Below are 17,744 nucleotides of genomic sequence, written 5' to 3'. Positions count from 1 at the left end.
TCAGAGAATTTTTTGGGCAATCATAACAATACTTTATCCTTAAATAAATGAAAACATTATATATATCTCAACAAGGGTGTTATGTCTGTTTAGAAAAAGATTTATTATTAATTAAAAAAAATAAACAAATACTTAATCAAATACAAATACCCCTCCTTGAACAAGTATTAATTTTTGGTAAATCTCAAATAACAACACAGGCAATAAGAGCTTGTTTATTTAAAAATATTCCCATTGTCTATTTATCCCGTATGGGTTACTGTTATGGACGCACGATCGCCCTAGAAAGAGGTTATCGACAACTATCACGTTATCAACAACAAGTAGAATTGTATCATAAATTATTAGTAGCTAGAGCGATTATTAAAGGTAAATTAAATAACTCAAAAATTATCTTACAAAGACAATTAAGAAGAAAACCGAATTTAGATTTACAAGACGCTATTAATACCTTAAATTATCTTCAAGAAAAAGTAGATAAAGCAGAATATATTGAAAAAATAATGGGCTATGAAGGAGCAGGGGCAGTAACTTATTTTTCAGCTTTTGGACAATGTTTAACTAACCCTGATTTTATCTTTTATTCTCGCTCCCGTCGCCCTCCTGCTAATCCTATCAATGCCCTTTTAAGTTTTGGTTATCAAGTATTATGGAATCATTTATTAGCCTTAATTGAATTACAAGGTTTAGACCCTTATTATGCCTGTTTACATCAAAATAATGAGCGTCACGCTACTTTAGCTTCTGATTTAATCGAAGAATTTAGAGCAGGAATTGTGGACTCTTTAGTACTTTATTTAGTTAATAAAAACATCATAAATGCCCAAGAGAATTTTATTTTTCGTGATGGTGGTTGCTTTTTAAACGATTCAGGAAGGAAAAAATATTTACAGGCTTTTGTAACTAGAATGGAGGAAATTATCACTAATGAAAAAGGAGAAAAAGAACCCCGTTGGGATTTATTAATGCAACAAATAATAAAAATAAAACAATTTTTCTATAGTCCGATTACTGGTTATCAACCCTACTTATTAAGATAAAAATTATGCTTTTTTATGTTATTTGTTATGATATTCCCGATGATAAAAGACGAAAAAAAATATCAGATTTATTAGAAGGTTATGGTTCAAGGGTTCAGTATAGTGTTTTTGAATGCGTTTTACCTGACAAAAAATATAAGGAATTACAAACAAGAATAAAGAAAATATATAAGTCGGAAGAAGATAATTTAAGGTTTTATCCTGTCTCTAGTCATACTTTAATTAAGGTGGAAGTATGGGGCATTGGTGCTGAAATTACTCAACCTGCTACTTCTGTGATTGTATAGAAATGTAACAAAAATCGATGGATAATGAAAATGCCCTCAAATCCAGTAAATTCGTGTTATCCCTCGATATATTGCTGTATAAGGGTTTCAGGGATTTTGACTTGACAAAAAAGGCGATTACAAGTTATAATTTTGGTATCGTTCGCAAACTGCTTCTGGAATTGAGACATCATAAGCACTCTACGAACAGCCCTTCCCCTTTCTTGGGGAAACTATTTGAATGGAAACGTTTTTCTCTAACCACTCAAAATCCCATAGTTTCTGTTCTTCCCCTTTCTTGGGGAAACTATTTGAATGGAAACTGATCAAGTAAAGATATGTCTGGTAAGTTTGGAGTTAACTTCCCCTTTCTTGGGGAAACTATTTGAATGGAAACACCCGTGCCTTTAACATGACTTTAAGTGTATTAACTAACTTCCCCTTTCTTGGGGAAACTATTTGAATGGAAACTTATCAGCTAACTCTTGCAGACTGGCTTCTTCCGCCTTCCCCTTTCTTGGGGAAACTATTTGAATGGAAACTCAAATTCTTTGTAACCGCTATACTCCACTTCACGCTCCTTCCCCTTTCTTGGGGAAACTATTTGAATGGAAACTTAGTGCGTTTAAGGCTTTTGCTTTTTGGGTAGCTGTCTTCCCCTTTCTTGGGGAAACTATTTGAATGGAAACGATGTCATTGATGACTTTACGATTAGGTTTAAAGTCTCTTCCCCTTTCTTGGGGAAACTATTTGAATGGAAACCCCAGTTCCCGATCGCTATCTCTTTCTTGGAGTTGGACTTCCCCTTTCTTGGGGAAACTATTTGAATGGAAACATTCATACAATTCTGCTACCTCGAATTTGTGGACATTCCCTTCCCCTTTCTTGGGGAAACTATTTGAATGGAAACGCTCTTCTTAGTTTAGTAGACTTTAACATTACATAACTTCCCCTTTCTTGGGGAAACTATTTGAATGGAAACTCTAAAGTGTCCACAAGTTTACAAATAGAAGTGTTCTTCCCCTTTCTTGGGGAAACTATTTGAATGGAAACTCAAAAAAAACGGCTCTTAAAAATTCTCACGGCATTTTTGACTTCCCCTTTCTTGGGGAAACTATTTGAATGGAAACGTGCGTTAATGATGGCCTTACGGCCTTGAGCTCCTTCTTCCCCTTTCTTGGGGAAACTATTTGAATGGAAACTTTTTCACTTCTTCAATGATAAAATCGTCTTCTCCATACTCTTCCCCTTTCTTGGGGAAACTATTTGAATGGAAACTTAGTGATAGTTTAATTTTCAATACTGCTAGTTTTGAGTTTTGCTTCCCCTTTCTTGGGGAAACTATTTGAATGGAAACTGGCTTACCAATAGTATAAGTACCCTGAGCTAACAATAAATCTTCCCCTTTCTTGGGGAAACTATTTGAATGGAAACTGAAAACTGGGCAGAAACAGAAAAGGGATTTTTGATATTCTTCCCCTTTCTTGGGGAAACTATTTGAATGGAAACTCGATTAAAACAACAATTTGAATTTACAAAAGCGAAATCTTCCCCTTTCTTGGGGAAACTATTTGAATGGAAACGGTTATGATTCTTGAACTGTAGCAGACGGCTTTCAGTCCTTCCCCTTTCTTGGGGAAACTATTTGAATGGAAACTCTATAAGCAATAAACCATCGTGGTTGGATCGATTTTTGCTTCCAGATTTCAGGTAATAATAATAAATCTTGAAATAATCAATTTATGATAGTAAATTATCAAAACTCATTACTTATTACTCTTTACTCATTACTTTCTCTTAAACAAAAATTTGAAAATGAAACAGCCCTGCTTAAAACAGGAGGTAGAGTGGTGTTATTATTAATCATATTAAGTCAAGCTCGATCGATTTAAGCTAAGAGACATTTAACTTTTGCCTCTTGCCTATCTTCATCAGTAAACTTAAATACGTCCTAGCGTCAATATTTCTTATGTCTCAGTGGTCATACTTATTAAAAAATTCTGGCATTTGGGAAGGTTCTTTTACTCAATTTTCTCCTGATGGAGTGTTGGTTAAAAATACCCCGACACAAGTCACTTTAGAAGGCTTAAATAACGATAAAACTATCCGTTTAACGGTCGATCGACTAGATAGTGGTACACCGCCTCATATTAACGAATTTACCGCTCTTAATCGCAATATATTCCTTTTTGAAGAAGGTCATTTTGCAAAAGGTTCTCAACAGTTTAGCCCTTTTTCTATTTTCGGTGCTGAATATGGTTTTTTAGGGTTCGATCGACGTTTAAGAATGGTACAATTATTCGACAAGGAAAGTAACTTAGAACAGGTGACATTAATTAGAGAATTTCGATCGAATGGTAACGGTGTCGATCGTGAACATCTTACCATAGAACAATTAGAAGGACAATGGCAAGGGGAGGCTTTTACTTTGTATCCTGATTGGCGAAATAGTGAACCTTATGCAACTAATTTAACCATAAAAAAAGAAGGAAATAAAATTATTCAACAGATAAAAACACCTGAATTAAAAATTAATTCCGAAGGAATTATAGACGGAAATAAAATCACTTTTTCCCAAAATAATCAGGATATAAGAGTTTTATTATTACCCGATGGTGCATCTTCTACGACACCGTTAAAAATTGAACATCGTCAAAGATTTTTTGTGGAATGCGGTTGGTTAATTGAGCCTAATATAAGATTGCGTTTAATCCGTCAATATGATGATACTGGAGCGTGGATTAATGTTACTTTAATTAAAGAAAAAAAATCATCTTTGCGATAAAATATAGTTGAATAATCTAGATCAATGTAGTTGCAAGGTAATGACTATTATTAAATCTCCTCAATATGAACAGTGGTTATGGCATAATCAAGAGGCTTTAGAATCCCTTTTGAGAGGAATTGAACAGGCTAAACAGGGAAAGGTTAAATATTTAGGTAATTTTTCTCAATATGCTGATGTCGAAATTGAGGATGATGATTAATAATAGATTATGTTTAATTTGAATTTCTCTGATGAAGCAGAAGAAACCCTTAATTTTTTGCAACAAAATCAGTTGTTTTTTAAGTAATAAGTTAACAACATAAAAGGGTAAAATTATGACAAGTTTAATATTTAAAAAAGTTATTAAAGAGATAGATCGATTAGATTTTGACGAGCAGTTAGATTTAATATTATACCTAAAAAATAAAACAGAAAATTTTAATAAAAATACTAATTTGAGTAATGATTTTATTAGTCAAAATGATGATATATTAGGCGGTGAACTATGTATCAAAGGTACTAGAATATCTGTAGAATCAGTTTTAGAAAATTTGGCTTCTGGACAAACAAAAGAACAATTAATTGCTTCTTATCCTAGTCTTTCTTTAGATGCTATTGAAGGTGTGATAATCTTTGCTCAATCTTTGGATAATAATCATTATTTAAAAAAATTATTTCAGGAATATTGTGAAATTTCTAGCTGATGAAAATATCAAAAAAGAAGCCATTGATAAATTAAGAGAATATGGTTATGAAGTTGAGGCTATTTTTGAAAATTATAGAGGTGTAACGAATGGAGAAGTTTTAAAATTAGCTAATGAATTGAAGGCGATTTTAATTACTGAAGATAAACGTTTTATTAGTGATTTAATTTTAGGAAAAAAAACTGCTCAATATGGAGTTATTTTTGTGCGATTATCACCTAAACAAGTTACATTATCAGAATATGCTCAAAAAATTATTGATGTTATTATTGAATATAAATCACAGTTAAAAACATCCCTAATCATAGTAAAAAATAATGGGATTCGTTGTCAAAGTTTAGGTTAAATATAAAGGGAAAATAACTAAAAATAAGTACAGTTTACCTAGTGATTTTGACACAACAGACATTGACTATATTTACTAAAAGTACAGATGCAATACCTTTATTTTGAAATCATCATTTTTGCAAAAGTTTATTAACACAAAATAATTGTCACAGACTTATTTATTTCTTGACGGTTTAACTTTTTGGTTTAACAATAAATTGAAAAACAATATAAAAAATAGCGGCTAAAATAGTCAAACTAAAGGCTAATTGTACGATCGATAAAACGGTTCTTAAAAGAGAGAAAGCAATCATTAAACCGAATACTCCGACAATAACTTTCCCCGCAGATGGTAGAGTAAAAAACCAATTTTTAACACTATTAATTATACTGCCAAAAGTTTTAGTTTTAATAGGAGTTGAATTTAATATTTCTGCTTCTAACTCCTCGATTTTTTTTCGATTATTGTTATAGTCTGAATTGGACATAGTGAATAGTGAATAGTGAATAGTGGATAGTGAATAGTGAATAGTGAATAGTGAATAGTGAATAATGAATAGTTTTTAATCAAACATTTAGAGTTCAATTGATTGAACGGGAAACTATTAGCCGTATAATTTATTAAACGGCGTGTTAGTGATTAACACCTTTAATTCTTCATTCTTCATTCTTCATTCTTCATTCCTAATTCTTAATTCTTCATTCTTCATTCTTCATTCTTCATTGCTAATTCTTAATTTTTATTGTAGTAAATTGATGCGATTTTGTAAAATTTCGCCTTGAATTTTAGCTTCATTTAACGCATTTTTGGCGGTGTCGATAATCTCTTGCGGTGCTTTATTAACAAAATTAGCATTGTTTAAGCGCCCTTCTAAGGATTTGATTTCTCCTTCGATTTTACCTAATTTTTTCTCTAATTTTGCTGTTAATTTTTCAATGTCAATGACACCATCTAAAGGTATCAATACTGAAATTGTACCGACAACCGATGCGATCGCCTTAGACACTTCTTCGGTTAAGCTATCAGTAATGGTGAGATTCTCGACTTTTGCCAACTCTTTGATATAGGTTTGAGTTTGATTTAAAATCGCTCTTTCTGTCTCGCTTTTTGACTCTAAAATGACGTTAACCTTAATACCCGGTTTGATTTCAGCTTCTGCACGGAGGTTGCGAATCGATCGAATTGTCTCAAATAATACACTAAAACTGGTTTCCAAATCCTTATCAATTAGAGTAGTGATAGGAGGGGTGATAACTTTCGGGGAGGCAAATTCTAAAGCCATAACAGTATCGGAAGTCGAATGTCCAAAAATTTCTCGTTTTAAGATGTTTAATCTTTCCCAAGTCTGTTGTCTTGTCTCAGCAAATACCAGATTTTGATAACTAAACCATAAACCATATAATAAGCCGATTAAACGTAGTAAGGGCGCTAAGAGAGGAAAATCATGGATAGCCGTAATAACAGAAGAAATTAACTCTAAAACAAGGAAAGTGGCAAAAATTATGCTTAATAGAGTGAAAGGTTGTTGATATTTACGGATAAATTGGCTAACCTGATCTGGTAATTGATCTAATAAACTTACTACTTGATTCCCTAGTTTAATAATTGTACCCTCATCGGTTCGATCGATCTCCATCATAGGAGTATCCACCACCAGAGAGGGAGAAAGATTGATTAATTCGTCAACTTCAGGAAAAGATTGTAAGGCTAAACTATCATTCTCATTTTGAGTTAAGGTGTGCCAAATTTCTTCGGTGATGTGAGGCATGAAAGGATGTAAAAGTTTTAATATCCCCTCCAAAACATAAGCTAAAGTTTGTTGCGCCACCACACGAGAGGAAGACTCCCCTTTTATCCATAAACGAGTCTTGACTAATTCGATATACCAATCGCAAAAATCACCCCAGATAAATTCATATAATCCCTTCGCCGCTTCCCCTAAACCATAATTCTCGATATTTTCTCTTGTGTCTTTGACAACTTGATTAAATCGTGACAGTATCCATTTGTCTGATAACTCTAATTGCTGTAGGTTAGGATAGCCTAACTCTTGGGGGGTTTTTCCTTCCAGATTCATTAATACAAAACGCGCCGCATTCCATAATTTATTAGCAAAATTGCGACTTGCTTCTACAGACTCTGACTCATCGGTTTGACGGTTATATTGTAAACTAATATCTTGCCCCGCCCCTGCAACTTCTCGAATTAAGGTATATCTTAGGGCATCAGTACCATATTTGTCACTTAACAGTAAAGGATCGATACCATTATTAGCAGACTTGGACATTTTTTTGCCGTTTTCATCCCTTACCAAGCCATGAATATACACATCTTTAAAGGGCATTTTATCAGTAAAGTGTCCAGCCATCATCGTCATTCTGGCTACCCAGAAGAAGATAATATCAAATCCTGTGACTAGGGTTGTGTTAGGATAATATTGTGCTAAATCTTCGGTAGAATTAGGCCAACCCATAGTAGAAAATGGCCATAATCCTGATGAAAACCATGTATCTAAAACATCTGGGTCTTGTTGTATAATAATATCTTCTCCATAGAGTTCGATCGATTTTTCTTTTGCCTCATCTTCATCAAAGGCGACAACAAAGGGAGTCTCGTCGGTAATTTCTCCTCCTGTTTTACTAACAATATACCATGCTGGAATTTGATGTCCCCACCATAGTTGACGGGAAATACACCAGTCTTGAATTTTGACTAGCCAATCTCGATAGACTTTTTGCCATCTTTCGGGTACAAAATGGGGGGAGTGATTATTGTCTAATTCTTGTAAGGCTTTTTGGGCTAAAGGTTCAATTTTGACATACCATTGAGTAGAAATAAGAGGCTCAACGGGTACTTTACCTCGATCGCTATAAGGTACACTATGACGATAGGCTTCGACTTTGACTAAAAATCCTTCTTCCTCCAGACGGTTAACGATATTTTTTCTCGCTACAAATCTATCTTGCCCTTCAAATTCTCCACCATTTTCGTTGATCGTACCATCTTTGTTTAAAATATTGATAAAGGGTAGATCATGACGCTTACCCATTTGAAAATCATTAGGATCATGTGCTGGTGTCACTTTAACACATCCTGTACCAAAAGAAGGATCAACAAATTCATCGGCAATAATGGGAATTTCTCGAAAAGTAATAGGAAGAATCAGGGTTTTGCCGATAAGATGCTGATAACGACTATCATCAGGATTAACAGCTACAGCAGTATCTCCTAACATGGTTTCGGGGCGTGTCGTGGCGATTTCTATATATTCGTCTCCTTCCGTTAAGGGATAGCGTAAATGCCATAGATTACCGTCAACTTCCTTATTTTCTACTTCTAAGTCTGACACGGCGGATTGAGATTCAGGACACCAGTTAACCATATAATTGCCCCGATAAATCAAGCCTTCTTCATATAATTTAATGAAAGCAGTTTTAACGGCAGTGCATAATGCTTCATCAAGGGTAAATCTTTCCCGACTCCAATCTGCGGATAAACCGAGTCTTTGTAATTGATTATAGATAGCGTCTCCTGATTCTTGTCGCCATTGCCAAGCCTTTTCTAAAAATTTCTCTCTCCCTAAGTCGTCACGGGTTTTACCTTCTTCTTTGAGTTGTTTTTCTATAATAGTTTGTACTGCAATACTAGCATGATCTGTACCGGGTAAACACAGGGTATTTTTTCCTGTCATGCGATGATAACGAATAAGGGTATCAATGAGGGATGTATTAAAAGCGTGTCCCATGTGAAGTTTACCAGTAACGTTGGGCGGGGGAATTACGATCGAATAAGCGTCACCCTGAGCGCTAGGATTAGCTTTAAAGGTTTCTTTACTTTTCCAAAACTCTTGCCATTTAGCTTCGGTGGCTTGAGGTTCATATTGAGGAGGTAATATAAATTGAGAGTTTGTCATAAAAATTATCTATAAATCATAGGCAAATTATTATTATATAGTGATTGGATCAGAGCTTTTAACTGTTAACTAATAGAATATAAAATTAAGAGTTGTCTGTTGCCTACTTTCATCATTCTACTTCTATGCAAATTATTATGATTAACATTCCCACTCATAGACAACCAACTCACCCTGGGGAAATGCTATTAAAAGAATTTTTAGAACCTATGGGTATAACACAAAAAGAATTAGGGGATAAAATTCATGTACCTTATCAAAAAGAAAGTAAACGTCATAGGTAACTATGAATAAGTTTTATATAACAGTCAATGAAATTGTAAATCATCGTAGAGGAATCACTCCTAGTACAGCTTTACGCCTAGCCAAATTTTTTGGAATGTCACCAGACTTTTGGCTTAATCTTCAGTTACGGTGGGATTTATACCATATCCAAGCTAAAGAAAAAGAAATACTTGCTCAAATAAAAGAACATATCGCCTGTTAAAATGTTTTTAATTAGGGCTTTTTTTACGATATATAACTTACTTATTACTTATTACTTATTACTTATTACTTATTACTTATTATTTTCAATTGCGTAAAAGTCTTGTGCCAAAAATTAATTGATAATTATTTTGGATAAATTCAGCAAATTTTTCATCTAAAATCGGGGCTGATTTATCGGTGATAATATGAGTTTTAAATTCTTGTCCTTCGCTTAAATGTTCTCCGTAAGCTGATTGGAGATAAACTCGATAATTTTCATCGTTTTGTAAGTGAGTTTGAAAAAAGGCTAAAGCCATAGAATTAGTATAGTTTTCTAATAAGTAGGGCGCAGGAAGGGTTAAATTTCCCACAGTATTTACTAAATCTGTAATACCTGCATCTAACTGGGAAAAGTCCACATGGGCTTGACCTTCTTGTAGTTGAAAATAGGTATCTGAACTGTTAATATGAGGAAAAGTTCGTGCTTGTTCAAAAACAAAGGGAGTCGCTGGATCATAGCTACCTGCCGCCACAAATGTAGGTATTGTAACGTTATTTAATCCTTGCTCTCCAAAAATGGTAGCATTGACGGCGTTAACGGTAAAAACGGCTTTCACTCTCTCGTCTCGAAAATTATAGTCTTTTCTGGGTAAATTCAAAGCACGACATTGTAATAACAGAGCATTATTCAAATTTCCAAAAGCTAAATTACAACCATGCTCTAAATTCTCAAAGTCAATTTTTGCCCCTGCCACTGCTAAAGCGGTATAGCCACCAAAGGAATGTCCTCCTACTCCTACGTTGTTTAAGTTTAAGTTACCGCCAAATTGGCTACTATTTAAACGAGTTAATTCATCTAATAAAAATGTTACATCTAAAGGTCGATCGATAAATTCTTCTAAGATAAATATTTGACGAGAAAAACCTGCCAGAAAATCCTCTGTTTGTTTTATATCACTACCGATATGCTGAGGCATGGCGACAACGTAACCATAGGAAGCTAAATGGGAGGCAATGGAGGCAAAATCTTCGGGACGAGAACTTAAACCATGAGAAAATATAATGACGGGGGTATTGGGGGTTAACTGTTGGGGTTGATATAATTCCACATAAAACCTACGATTTCTTTTTTGATCAAATAGATTTAAGGTAGTGTTAGTAACTGCTTTTGAACCTCTTTGTCGAATATCTGGTAATTGGTTAAAGTCTATGTTACCACTGGATTTGGCTTCGATCGAGGCGAGATTAGCTATTTCTGTGGCGAAAAATTCACTACCATCTATGACTAAATTAACTTGACGCACATATTGCAACACTTGACGGATATTAAGCTGAATATCAACGGACATATGCCGAATTACATTAAGTAAACTTAAACCATCTTTTTCCATAGAGGCTTTGACTAAAGCACCTCGTAGAACATATCTACCATTACGCCCTCCTCGTACATTAATGACTGAACCAAAATAGTTAAGTAATCTTTCTCCTTCATTAGTATTTAAAATACGAGAAATTAAGGTATGATCAACTATGATGGGAGTAGTTAAGGCTTCTCGAAATATCGCAGTTTGTTCTTCGTCAACCCTTGCTAGATTGAGATAAAAACCCAAATTTTGATTAACTGTACCATCAAGGGCGAATTGTTCTAAAGATTCTACCCGTAGATTAGCAATAAATGGGCTATAAACAAAGAAAATGCTCTCCGCACTATAGACTTTTTTAATGTCGAATACCCCTAAACTAAGAAGACTTAGGGTTATGGCGGTGAGTTTACGAGGGAAAAATCGATCGACAAAGCTCATACAAATCTAAAGAATATTTTATTATTCATTATCAGTGAAAAAAACCAAGATGAAAACAAATTTTTTTTTGGATACAAGTTCGATCGAATCGTTTTGTAGTGTAGATTAACGAGAGTAATTTCCCCCTCAAGCATTCGATATAAAATATACACAAACACCAAAAAGCACCCCCTAAATTAATAGAGAGTGCCTTTTAGTAGGTTGGGTTTAGAACCCAACACAATTATTTAGTTGTTTCCAACCTTAGGGATTAACCGTTGATTACAGGAGCAGATACTGCTTCAGCAGAGGCTAAGTCTAAGGGGAAGTTGTGAGCGTTACGTTCGTGCATTACTTCAATACCGATGTTAGCACGGTTTAATACGTCTGCCCAAGTTCCAATTACATGACCTTGGCTATCTAAGATAGACTGGTTGAAGTTGAAACCGTTTAAGTTGAATGCCATGGTGGATACACCCATTGCGGTGAACCAAATACCGATGACAGGCCATGCACCTAAGAAGAAGTGTAACGCGCGGCTATTGTTAAAGGAAGCATATTGGAAAATTAAGCGACCGAAATAACCGTGAGCGGCTACGATGTTGTAGGTTTCTTCTTCTTGACCGAATTTGTAACCATAGTTTTGAGACTCGGTTTCAGTGGTTTCACGAACTAAAGAAGAAGTTACGAGAGAACCGTGCATTGCGGAGAATAAAGAACCACCAAATACACCTGCTACACCTAACATATGGAAGGGGTGCATTAAAATGTTATGCTCTGCTTGGAATACAAACATGAAGTTGAATGTTCCAGAGATTCCTAAAGGCATACCATCAGAGAAAGAACCTTGTCCGATGGGGTAGATTAAGAATACAGCAGTTGCAGCAGATACAGGTGCAGAGTAAGCAACACAGATCCAAGGGCGCATTCCTAAACGGAAGGATAATTCCCATTGACGACCCATGTAGCAGAAAATTCCGATTAAGAAGTGGAATACTACTAATTGGTAAGGACCACCGTTGTATAACCATTCATCTAAGGAAGCTGCTTCCCAAATGGGGTAGAAGTGTAAACCAATAGCGTTGGAAGAAGGAACAACTGCACCAGAGATGATGTTGTTTCCGTATAACAAAGAACCAGCTACAGGCTCACGAATACCGTCAATATCAACGGGAGGAGCTGCGATGAAAGCGATAATAAAACAAGTGGTTGCAGTTAAGAGGGTAGGGATCATTAAAGTACCGAACCAACCTACATATAAGCGGTTGTTGGTAGAAGTGATCCACTGACAAAACTGCTCCCATGAGGAAGACTGTTGTTGCTGTAAAGTGGTAGTCATCTTTTTATGATTTCTTTATGTGTGTATAATATTTTCGAGGTACGAATTTAAGCGATTTCTCACTTTAGTTAGAATTATAACAACATATATAAAGTTTTGTCAAGTTTTTTTCATTTTTTTTTCTTTCCAGATTCTAAAGGTTTTCTGCTAGGAAATTTGCCCTGTGAAACTCCATCAGTCCTGTTACAATGGAATTAGAAACAGTATCTAAAGAGTGATTGGAAAACAGTCAAAAAAATTAGCTATGAAAGTTCCTTGTATTTTAGTTGTCGATGATGAGCCTGATAATTTTGATGTTATTGAAACATTTTTGAGTAGCGCAGATTATTATTTACATTACGCTTCTAATGGTTATGATGCGATCGCATCTTTAGAAGATGTGCACCCAGATTTAATTTTATTAGATGTGATGATGCCAGAATTAGATGGTATTGAAGTTTGCAGACAAATAAAAAACAGGATGAAATGGAAGGCTATCCCTATTATTATGGTGACGGCATTAAACTCTAAAGAAGATTTAGCTAATTGTTTGGAATCGGGGGCGGATGATTTTATCGGGAAGCCTGTTAACAGTGTTGAGTTAAAAGCCAGAGTAAAATCCATGTTGAGAATGAAAATTCAATATGATCAAATTAGCGAGTTTTCTATTTTGCAGAGAAATACTATCAATACATTAGCCAAAAATATGGATGAGTTAACGGGAAATATCGCTGTGAGTTTATCCCATGAATTGAATACTCCTTTAAATGGTATTGTTGGTATTTTAGACATTCTTAAAAATAATCTAGCTGACTTTGATGATAATGAAATTTCAGATTTACTAGGAGAGGCTCAACATTCAGCTTACCGATTAGTTAATTTAACTAAAAGATTTCTTTTATATTTACAACTTCAATTATTTGGTATCAATAAAGGTTCTGTTCAAGAAAGCTTTTTGTCTCTACCTATTGTAGAATTGATAGTGAGACGGGGGGCGAGAAATTACGATCGAGCCAAGGATTTACTATTTGATATAGAAGAAGGAGAAATAGCCATTTCAGAGGATTATTTATTAACAATCCTACTAGAATTAGTGGACAACGCCTTAAAATTTTCCCAAAAAGGTACACCAGTAAAGGTTTCTAGTGAGGTTAAAAATAATATGATGTATCTTTCTATCCATAATGTAGGAAAGGGCATGACATCCGAACAAATTGCTAAAATTGGTACTTTCACTCAATTTGACAGAGAGACTTATAGTCAACAAGGGGTTGGTATTGGTTTAAAACTGGTAAAAATGATCGCTCAAGTTGTCAAAGGTTTTGTAAACATTAACAGTACTTATGGACAAGATATAACGGTAACAGTGGGTTTACCGATTTTTTCTGCATCACAACCTAATTAGGAGGTGCAGAAAAAGTCTAAGGAAGGTGATAGGTAATATTATTCGGTGGATTTAAGTTTATTTCTCCGTTAATCTAATCCTGTGGTATAGTGTTCAACATCATAGATTTTAACATCAGCACTACCATCTACTAAGTCGGCAAATTCTGCTAATAACGGTGTGATATAAGGTTGTTTTAGATGTGCCATTAAGGCTTCTCTATTTTCCCATTCTTCAAAGTAGATGAATGAATTGGGTACGTTAACTTCTTCATAAAAAGCATAGCTTATATTACCTGATTCTTGACGAGTTGGCTCTACTCCTACCGTGGCTAATTCTAAAAAACGCTCTCTTTTTTCAGGTTTGATTTTGTATCTACCTGCTAAAACAATAAATGGTTGATTCATAGAAGTTCGATCGAAATAAAAAAATAATGGTAATAGTAAGAAGATTATCAAAGTTATTGAGAAAAGTCTATAGAATAAGCTAAAACAGAACAAGAATGGCTATCCCAAAAATAAGACGATACCAGACGAAAACCCAAGTATTTTGTTTTTGTAAAAAGCGAATTAACCAAGCAATAGAAAGATAAGAGAAAATCCAAGAAGATATTAAACCAATGGTTAAGGGTAACAAGGAGGAGAGGCTTAAACTTTGATCAAAAACGTCTTTTAATTCCACTAAACCTGCTAAAGTAATGGCTGGAATACCGAGTAAAAAGGAAAAACGGGCGGCGGTTGCCCTTTCTAAGTTAATAAATAATCCTGCGGTAATAGTCGAGCCTGAGCGAGAAACCCCCGGTATTAAAGCTAGTGTTTGAGCTAATCCCATTAAAATACCATCTTTTGTGGATAATTGGTCAAAATTACGCTTATGAGAGCCAATTTTTTCAGCGATACCTAATAATATTGACATAACGATCGAGGCGAAGGCAATAGTTTTGAGACTACGAAAAGCGGAGTTATCTAAATCATCAATCAAAAGTTTGAAAGCTAATCCGCCGATAATAATAGGAATTGTACCAATAGCGATGCCTAAACCAATTTTAAAATCTTGGGATTGATAATCTTTTTTTTCTACAGCTTTAAGAATGCCTTGGGTTAAGTTAGTTAAATCTTGACGAAAAAACCACAATACTGCCACGATACTACCTAATTGAATAATAGCAGTAAAAGACACCCCCGGATCGTTCCATCCTAACGCTAAGGGTATCACTTTTAAATGAGCGGTGCTACTGATGGGGATAAATTCTGTTAATCCTTGAATCATGCCTAAGATGAAGGCTTGAAAAATATTGACTTGGGAAAAATTATTGCTAGTGACAGTCTCAATCTCTTGGGATAATGCCACAGAATGGGCAAGGAAAACGAATAACATTCCCCCTGTGACTCCTGATATAGCGTTATAAAGACGAGATTTTGATTTAAACATTATTCCTTTGACTGATAAATTACTGCAACGAGTTTAAAATTATACTCGATCGTCTGACGATATGACAGGATAGTGAATAGTGAAGAGTGGATAGTTTTAATGTTGTATAAATGTTATAAACTGAATGGCAGAACGTGAGGAGTTCGATCGAACTTTACAAAAGTTAACCTGTCAGAAGAAAATCAATCACATTTTGAGAGAGAAACTAAAATGAAAGTGGTTGTTCAAAAACAGAATTAAATGTTGACACTACAAGAAAATCCCCTCAGAATAGGATTAAAACAAGCTAAAACTCCTGAACCACTTATCCTTGTTATATTTGGAGCATCAGGAGACTTAACCCAAAGAAAATTAGTACCTGCTTTATACCAACTCAAAAAAGAAGGGCGATTACCTGCGGAGATGACGATCGTGGGTGTAGCACGGAGAGAATGGAGTCATGACTATTTTCGAGAACAAATGCGAGAGGGTATCGAGGAATTTTCTGACGGCATCGGTAGAGAAGATTTATGGCAGGATTTTGCTGAAGGACTTTTTTACTGTGCAGGAAACATGGATGAAGCCGAAAGCTACGAAAAACTCAAGGCATTTCTGGAAGAATTAGACGGCAAAAGAGGCACAAGGGGAAATCGAGTCTTTTATCTAGCGGTGTCTCCTAAGTTTTTTCCTCCAGCTATCAAACAACTAGGTGCGGCAGGAATGTTAGAAGATTCTTTCAAACATCGCTTAGTGATAGAAAAACCCTTCGGGAAAGATTTAAGCAGTGCGCAAGTATTAAATCGCATCGTGCAGAAAGTCTGTAAAGAAGAACAAGTGTATCGTATTGATCATTACTTAGGAAAAGAAACAGTACAAAACTTGATGGTGTTTCGCTTTGCTAATGCCATATTCGAGCCTTTATGGAATCGTAACTATGTGGACAATATTCAAATAACCGTAGCAGAAACCGTAGGGGTAGAAGAAAGGGCAGGATATTACGAAACCGCAGGGGCGTTGCGAGATATGGTACAAAATCACCTCTTACAATTATTTGCTTTAACAGCGATGGAAGCACCTAACGGGGTTAATGCCGATAGTATTAGGGGTGAAAAAGTTAAGGCTTTACAGTCAACTCGCCTTGCAGATTTAAAAAATTTGGACAAAAGTGCCATTAGAGGACAATATACCGCAGGATGGATGAAAGGAAAACCAATTCCGGGGTATCGTGACGAGAAAGACGTTAATCCAGATTCCACAACCCCTACTTTTGTCGCTCTGAAATTGATGGTGGATAATTGGCGTTGGCAAGGTGTGCCTTTCTATCTACGCACGGGGAAACGTTTACCCAAGAAGGTGTCAGAGATTGCCATTCAATTTAAAGATGTACCGTTAACCATTTTTCAATCCGCCGCCCAACAAACCAATCCGAATATTTTGGCTTTGCGTATTCAACCCAATGAGGGCATTTCTTTACGATTTGAAGCAAAAGTACCCGGTTCTGAATTACGCACTCGTACAGTGGATATGGATTTCAGTTATGGCTCATCCTTTGGCATGGCAACAGCAGACGCTTATCACCGCTTACTTTTAGATTGTATGTTAGGGGATCAAACTTTGTTCACCCGTGCCGATGAAGTGGAGGAGGCTTGGCGCATTGTCACTCCTGCGTTAACAGCGTGGGATGCACCATCAGCCCCTGATTCTATCCCATTTTATGAAGCAGGTACATGGCAACCACCAGAGGCAGAGTTTTTGCTGAATAGAGATGGTAGAAGATGGAGAAGACTTTAAAGTTAAGCCCGATGGAAAATGATGAAGACAAGAGGGGGGAGAGGGGGAAGAAAGGGGAGAGGGGGAGGAAAGATAAATTAAATCATTAATTGATTGATCAAAAAATGGGTATGGAAACAGACTTTAAAAAGAATCAATGTTTAATAAGTCACGAGGATTTGATTGTGTATCAAAAAGCCTTTGAGTCTGCTATGAAGATTTTTGAGTTATCAAAAAAGTTTCCCATGGAAGAAAGATACTCTCTTACGGATCAAATTCGTCGATCGTCCCGTTCTGTGTGTGCTAATCTAGCAGAAACATGGGGAAAAAGACGATACAAAGCGGCATTTATTGCTAAATTGAGTGATTCTGAGGGAGAAGCGGCAGAAACCCAAGTTTGGCTTAAATTTGCGGTTAATTGCCATTATATAGATATTGAAAAAGCCAGAGAATTATACGGTATTTATAATCAAATTCTCAGTGGATTAGTCAAGATGATACACAATCCTGAGCAATGGCTTTTATAAACTTTTTTTCTTCCCCTCTTCCCCCTCTTCCCCCTCTTCCCTGTCCCATATACACATCTGACGATGCC

At 35.5% G+C, this 17,744-nt stretch carries 16 protein-coding genes, 1 pseudogene and 1 CRISPR repeat array; of the genes and pseudogenes, 11 read left to right on the top strand and 6 right to left on the bottom strand.

Translation table 11 applies throughout. The features are described from left to right. The first annotated feature begins 47 nt into the window (after positions 1 to 47). From cas1 to ACN4EE_RS08540, 7 genes are all read left to right on the top strand, one after another. Positions 48 to 1,040 carry a CRISPR-associated endonuclease Cas1 gene (gene cas1 / locus ACN4EE_RS08570; RefSeq protein ID WP_431706009.1) on the top strand — a complete coding sequence of 331 codons (993 nt, stop codon included), beginning with the start codon at positions 48 to 50 and terminating at the stop codon, positions 1,038 to 1,040. 5 nt (positions 1,041 to 1,045) lie between these two features. After that, positions 1,046 to 1,327: a CRISPR-associated endonuclease Cas2 gene (gene cas2 / locus ACN4EE_RS08565; RefSeq protein ID WP_431706008.1), complete on the top strand. Its 282-nt coding sequence runs from the start codon at positions 1,046 to 1,048 to the stop codon at positions 1,325 to 1,327. A 192-nt stretch (positions 1,328 to 1,519) separates the two neighbouring features. Continuing rightward, positions 1,520 to 2,963: a CRISPR direct-repeat array (repeat unit 36 nt; unit sequence CTTCCCCTTTCTTGGGGAAACTATTTGAATGGAAAC). Between the two features lie 85 nt (positions 2,964 to 3,048). Then, positions 3,049 to 3,198, top strand: a complete 150-nt coding sequence (locus tag ACN4EE_RS08560) for a hypothetical protein (RefSeq protein WP_431706007.1) — start codon at positions 3,049 to 3,051, stop codon at positions 3,196 to 3,198. Positions 3,199 to 3,275: 77 nt separating this feature from the next. Then, positions 3,276 to 4,091: a DUF3598 family protein gene (locus ACN4EE_RS08555; RefSeq protein ID WP_431706006.1), complete on the top strand. Its 816-nt coding sequence runs from the start codon at positions 3,276 to 3,278 to the stop codon at positions 4,089 to 4,091. 40 nt (positions 4,092 to 4,131) lie between these two features. Next, positions 4,132 to 4,293 (top strand): hypothetical protein, encoded by a 162-nt coding sequence (locus ACN4EE_RS08550; protein ID WP_431706005.1) that lies wholly within the window; start codon positions 4,132 to 4,134, stop codon positions 4,291 to 4,293. A gap of 115 nt (positions 4,294 to 4,408) precedes the next feature. Further along, complete coding sequence (locus ACN4EE_RS08545) at positions 4,409 to 4,777, top strand: DUF433 domain-containing protein (RefSeq protein WP_431706004.1); 369 nt, start codon at positions 4,409 to 4,411, stop codon at positions 4,775 to 4,777. Further along, complete coding sequence (locus ACN4EE_RS08540) at positions 4,761 to 5,123, top strand: DUF5615 family PIN-like protein (protein WP_431706003.1); 363 nt, start codon at positions 4,761 to 4,763, stop codon at positions 5,121 to 5,123. The genes ACN4EE_RS08545 and ACN4EE_RS08540 overlap by 17 nt, the downstream gene beginning before the upstream one ends. Before the next feature lie 175 nt (positions 5,124 to 5,298). Here the strand turns inward: ACN4EE_RS08540 and ACN4EE_RS08535 are convergent, their stop codons facing one another. Beyond that, positions 5,299 to 5,592 (bottom strand): hypothetical protein, encoded by a 294-nt coding sequence (locus tag ACN4EE_RS08535; protein ID WP_431706002.1) that lies wholly within the window; start codon positions 5,590 to 5,592, stop codon positions 5,299 to 5,301. Between the two features lie 252 nt (positions 5,593 to 5,844). Further along, the gene (locus ACN4EE_RS08530) at positions 5,845 to 9,018 is read right to left on the bottom strand and encodes a valine--tRNA ligase (protein WP_431706001.1); all 3,174 of its coding nucleotides are present in this window, start codon (positions 9,016 to 9,018) and stop codon (positions 5,845 to 5,847) included. Positions 9,019 to 9,155: 137 nt separating this feature from the next. Between ACN4EE_RS08530 and ACN4EE_RS08525 the strand changes: the two are divergent. Further along, a pseudogene (locus ACN4EE_RS08525) lies at positions 9,156 to 9,505 on the top strand (HigA family addiction module antitoxin). A gap of 85 nt (positions 9,506 to 9,590) precedes the next feature. Here the strand turns inward: ACN4EE_RS08525 and ACN4EE_RS08520 are convergent. Together ACN4EE_RS08520 and psbA are read right to left on the bottom strand one after the other, a co-directional pair. Continuing rightward, positions 9,591 to 11,288, bottom strand: coding sequence for an alpha/beta hydrolase (locus ACN4EE_RS08520; RefSeq protein ID WP_431706000.1), 1,698 nt, complete (start codon positions 11,286 to 11,288; stop codon positions 9,591 to 9,593). Between the two features lie 250 nt (positions 11,289 to 11,538). After that, positions 11,539 to 12,606, bottom strand: coding sequence for a photosystem II q(b) protein (gene psbA / locus ACN4EE_RS08515; protein ID WP_431705999.1), 1,068 nt, complete (start codon positions 12,604 to 12,606; stop codon positions 11,539 to 11,541). Positions 12,607 to 12,850: 244 nt separating this feature from the next. Here psbA and ACN4EE_RS08510 point away from each other — a divergent pair, with 244 nt between their 5' ends. Then, positions 12,851 to 13,990 (top strand): hybrid sensor histidine kinase/response regulator, encoded by a 1,140-nt coding sequence (locus tag ACN4EE_RS08510; protein WP_431705998.1) that lies wholly within the window; start codon positions 12,851 to 12,853, stop codon positions 13,988 to 13,990. Positions 13,991 to 14,058: 68 nt separating this feature from the next. Here ACN4EE_RS08510 and ACN4EE_RS08505 read toward each other — a convergent pair whose 3' ends face one another. Then, on the bottom strand, positions 14,059 to 14,376 hold the full coding sequence (locus tag ACN4EE_RS08505) for a putative quinol monooxygenase (protein ID WP_431705997.1): 318 nt from the start codon (positions 14,374 to 14,376) through the stop codon (positions 14,059 to 14,061). Positions 14,377 to 14,455: 79 nt separating this feature from the next. Continuing rightward, positions 14,456 to 15,400, bottom strand: coding sequence for an undecaprenyl-diphosphate phosphatase (locus ACN4EE_RS08500; protein WP_431705996.1), 945 nt, complete (start codon positions 15,398 to 15,400; stop codon positions 14,456 to 14,458). A gap of 240 nt (positions 15,401 to 15,640) precedes the next feature. Between ACN4EE_RS08500 and zwf the strand changes: the two genes are divergently transcribed. Beyond that, the gene (gene zwf, locus ACN4EE_RS08495) at positions 15,641 to 17,170 is read left to right on the top strand and encodes a glucose-6-phosphate dehydrogenase (RefSeq protein ID WP_431705995.1); all 1,530 of its coding nucleotides are present in this window, start codon (positions 15,641 to 15,643) and stop codon (positions 17,168 to 17,170) included. 110 nt (positions 17,171 to 17,280) lie between these two features. Continuing rightward, the gene (locus ACN4EE_RS08490) at positions 17,281 to 17,676 is read left to right on the top strand and encodes a four helix bundle protein (RefSeq protein WP_431705994.1); all 396 of its coding nucleotides are present in this window, start codon (positions 17,281 to 17,283) and stop codon (positions 17,674 to 17,676) included. Positions 17,677 to 17,744 lie beyond the last annotated feature (68 nt).

Source organism: Geminocystis sp. CENA526 (assembly GCF_050753365.1).
GTDB lineage: Bacteria > Cyanobacteriota > Cyanobacteriia > Cyanobacteriales > Cyanobacteriaceae > Geminocystis.
Note: the sequence above shows the minus strand (reverse complement) of the source record. Positions and strands in the feature narration are given on the sequence as shown.

Excerpts from the sequence above, each read along its gene's own strand:
- ACN4EE_RS08545 (WP_431706004.1), top strand. The coding sequence starts at position 4,409 with ATGACAAGTTTAATATTTAAAAAAGTTATTAAAGAGATAGATCGATTA.
- ACN4EE_RS08520 (WP_431706000.1), bottom strand. The coding sequence starts at position 11,288 with ATGAGCTTTGTCGATCGATTTTTCCCTCGTAAACTCACCGCCATAACC.
- psbA (WP_431705999.1), bottom strand. The coding sequence starts at position 12,606 with ATGACTACCACTTTACAGCAACAACAGTCTTCCTCATGGGAGCAGTTT.
- cas2 (WP_431706008.1), top strand. The coding sequence starts at position 1,046 with ATGCTTTTTTATGTTATTTGTTATGATATTCCCGATGATAAAAGACGA.
- cas1 (WP_431706009.1), top strand. The coding sequence starts at position 48 with ATGAAAACATTATATATATCTCAACAAGGGTGTTATGTCTGTTTAGAA.
- ACN4EE_RS08530 (WP_431706001.1), bottom strand. The coding sequence starts at position 9,018 with ATGACAAACTCTCAATTTATATTACCTCCTCAATATGAACCTCAAGCC.
- ACN4EE_RS08505 (WP_431705997.1), bottom strand. The coding sequence starts at position 14,376 with ATGAATCAACCATTTATTGTTTTAGCAGGTAGATACAAAATCAAACCT.
- ACN4EE_RS08550 (WP_431706005.1), top strand. The coding sequence starts at position 4,132 with ATGACTATTATTAAATCTCCTCAATATGAACAGTGGTTATGGCATAAT.
- zwf (WP_431705995.1), top strand. The coding sequence starts at position 15,641 with ATGTTGACACTACAAGAAAATCCCCTCAGAATAGGATTAAAACAAGCT.
- ACN4EE_RS08555 (WP_431706006.1), top strand. The coding sequence starts at position 3,276 with ATGTCTCAGTGGTCATACTTATTAAAAAATTCTGGCATTTGGGAAGGT.
- ACN4EE_RS08560 (WP_431706007.1), top strand. The coding sequence starts at position 3,049 with ATGATAGTAAATTATCAAAACTCATTACTTATTACTCTTTACTCATTA.
- ACN4EE_RS08535 (WP_431706002.1), bottom strand. The coding sequence starts at position 5,592 with ATGTCCAATTCAGACTATAACAATAATCGAAAAAAAATCGAGGAGTTA.
- ACN4EE_RS08490 (WP_431705994.1), top strand. The coding sequence starts at position 17,281 with ATGGAAACAGACTTTAAAAAGAATCAATGTTTAATAAGTCACGAGGAT.
- ACN4EE_RS08510 (WP_431705998.1), top strand. The coding sequence starts at position 12,851 with ATGAAAGTTCCTTGTATTTTAGTTGTCGATGATGAGCCTGATAATTTT.
- ACN4EE_RS08500 (WP_431705996.1), bottom strand. The coding sequence starts at position 15,400 with ATGTTTAAATCAAAATCTCGTCTTTATAACGCTATATCAGGAGTCACA.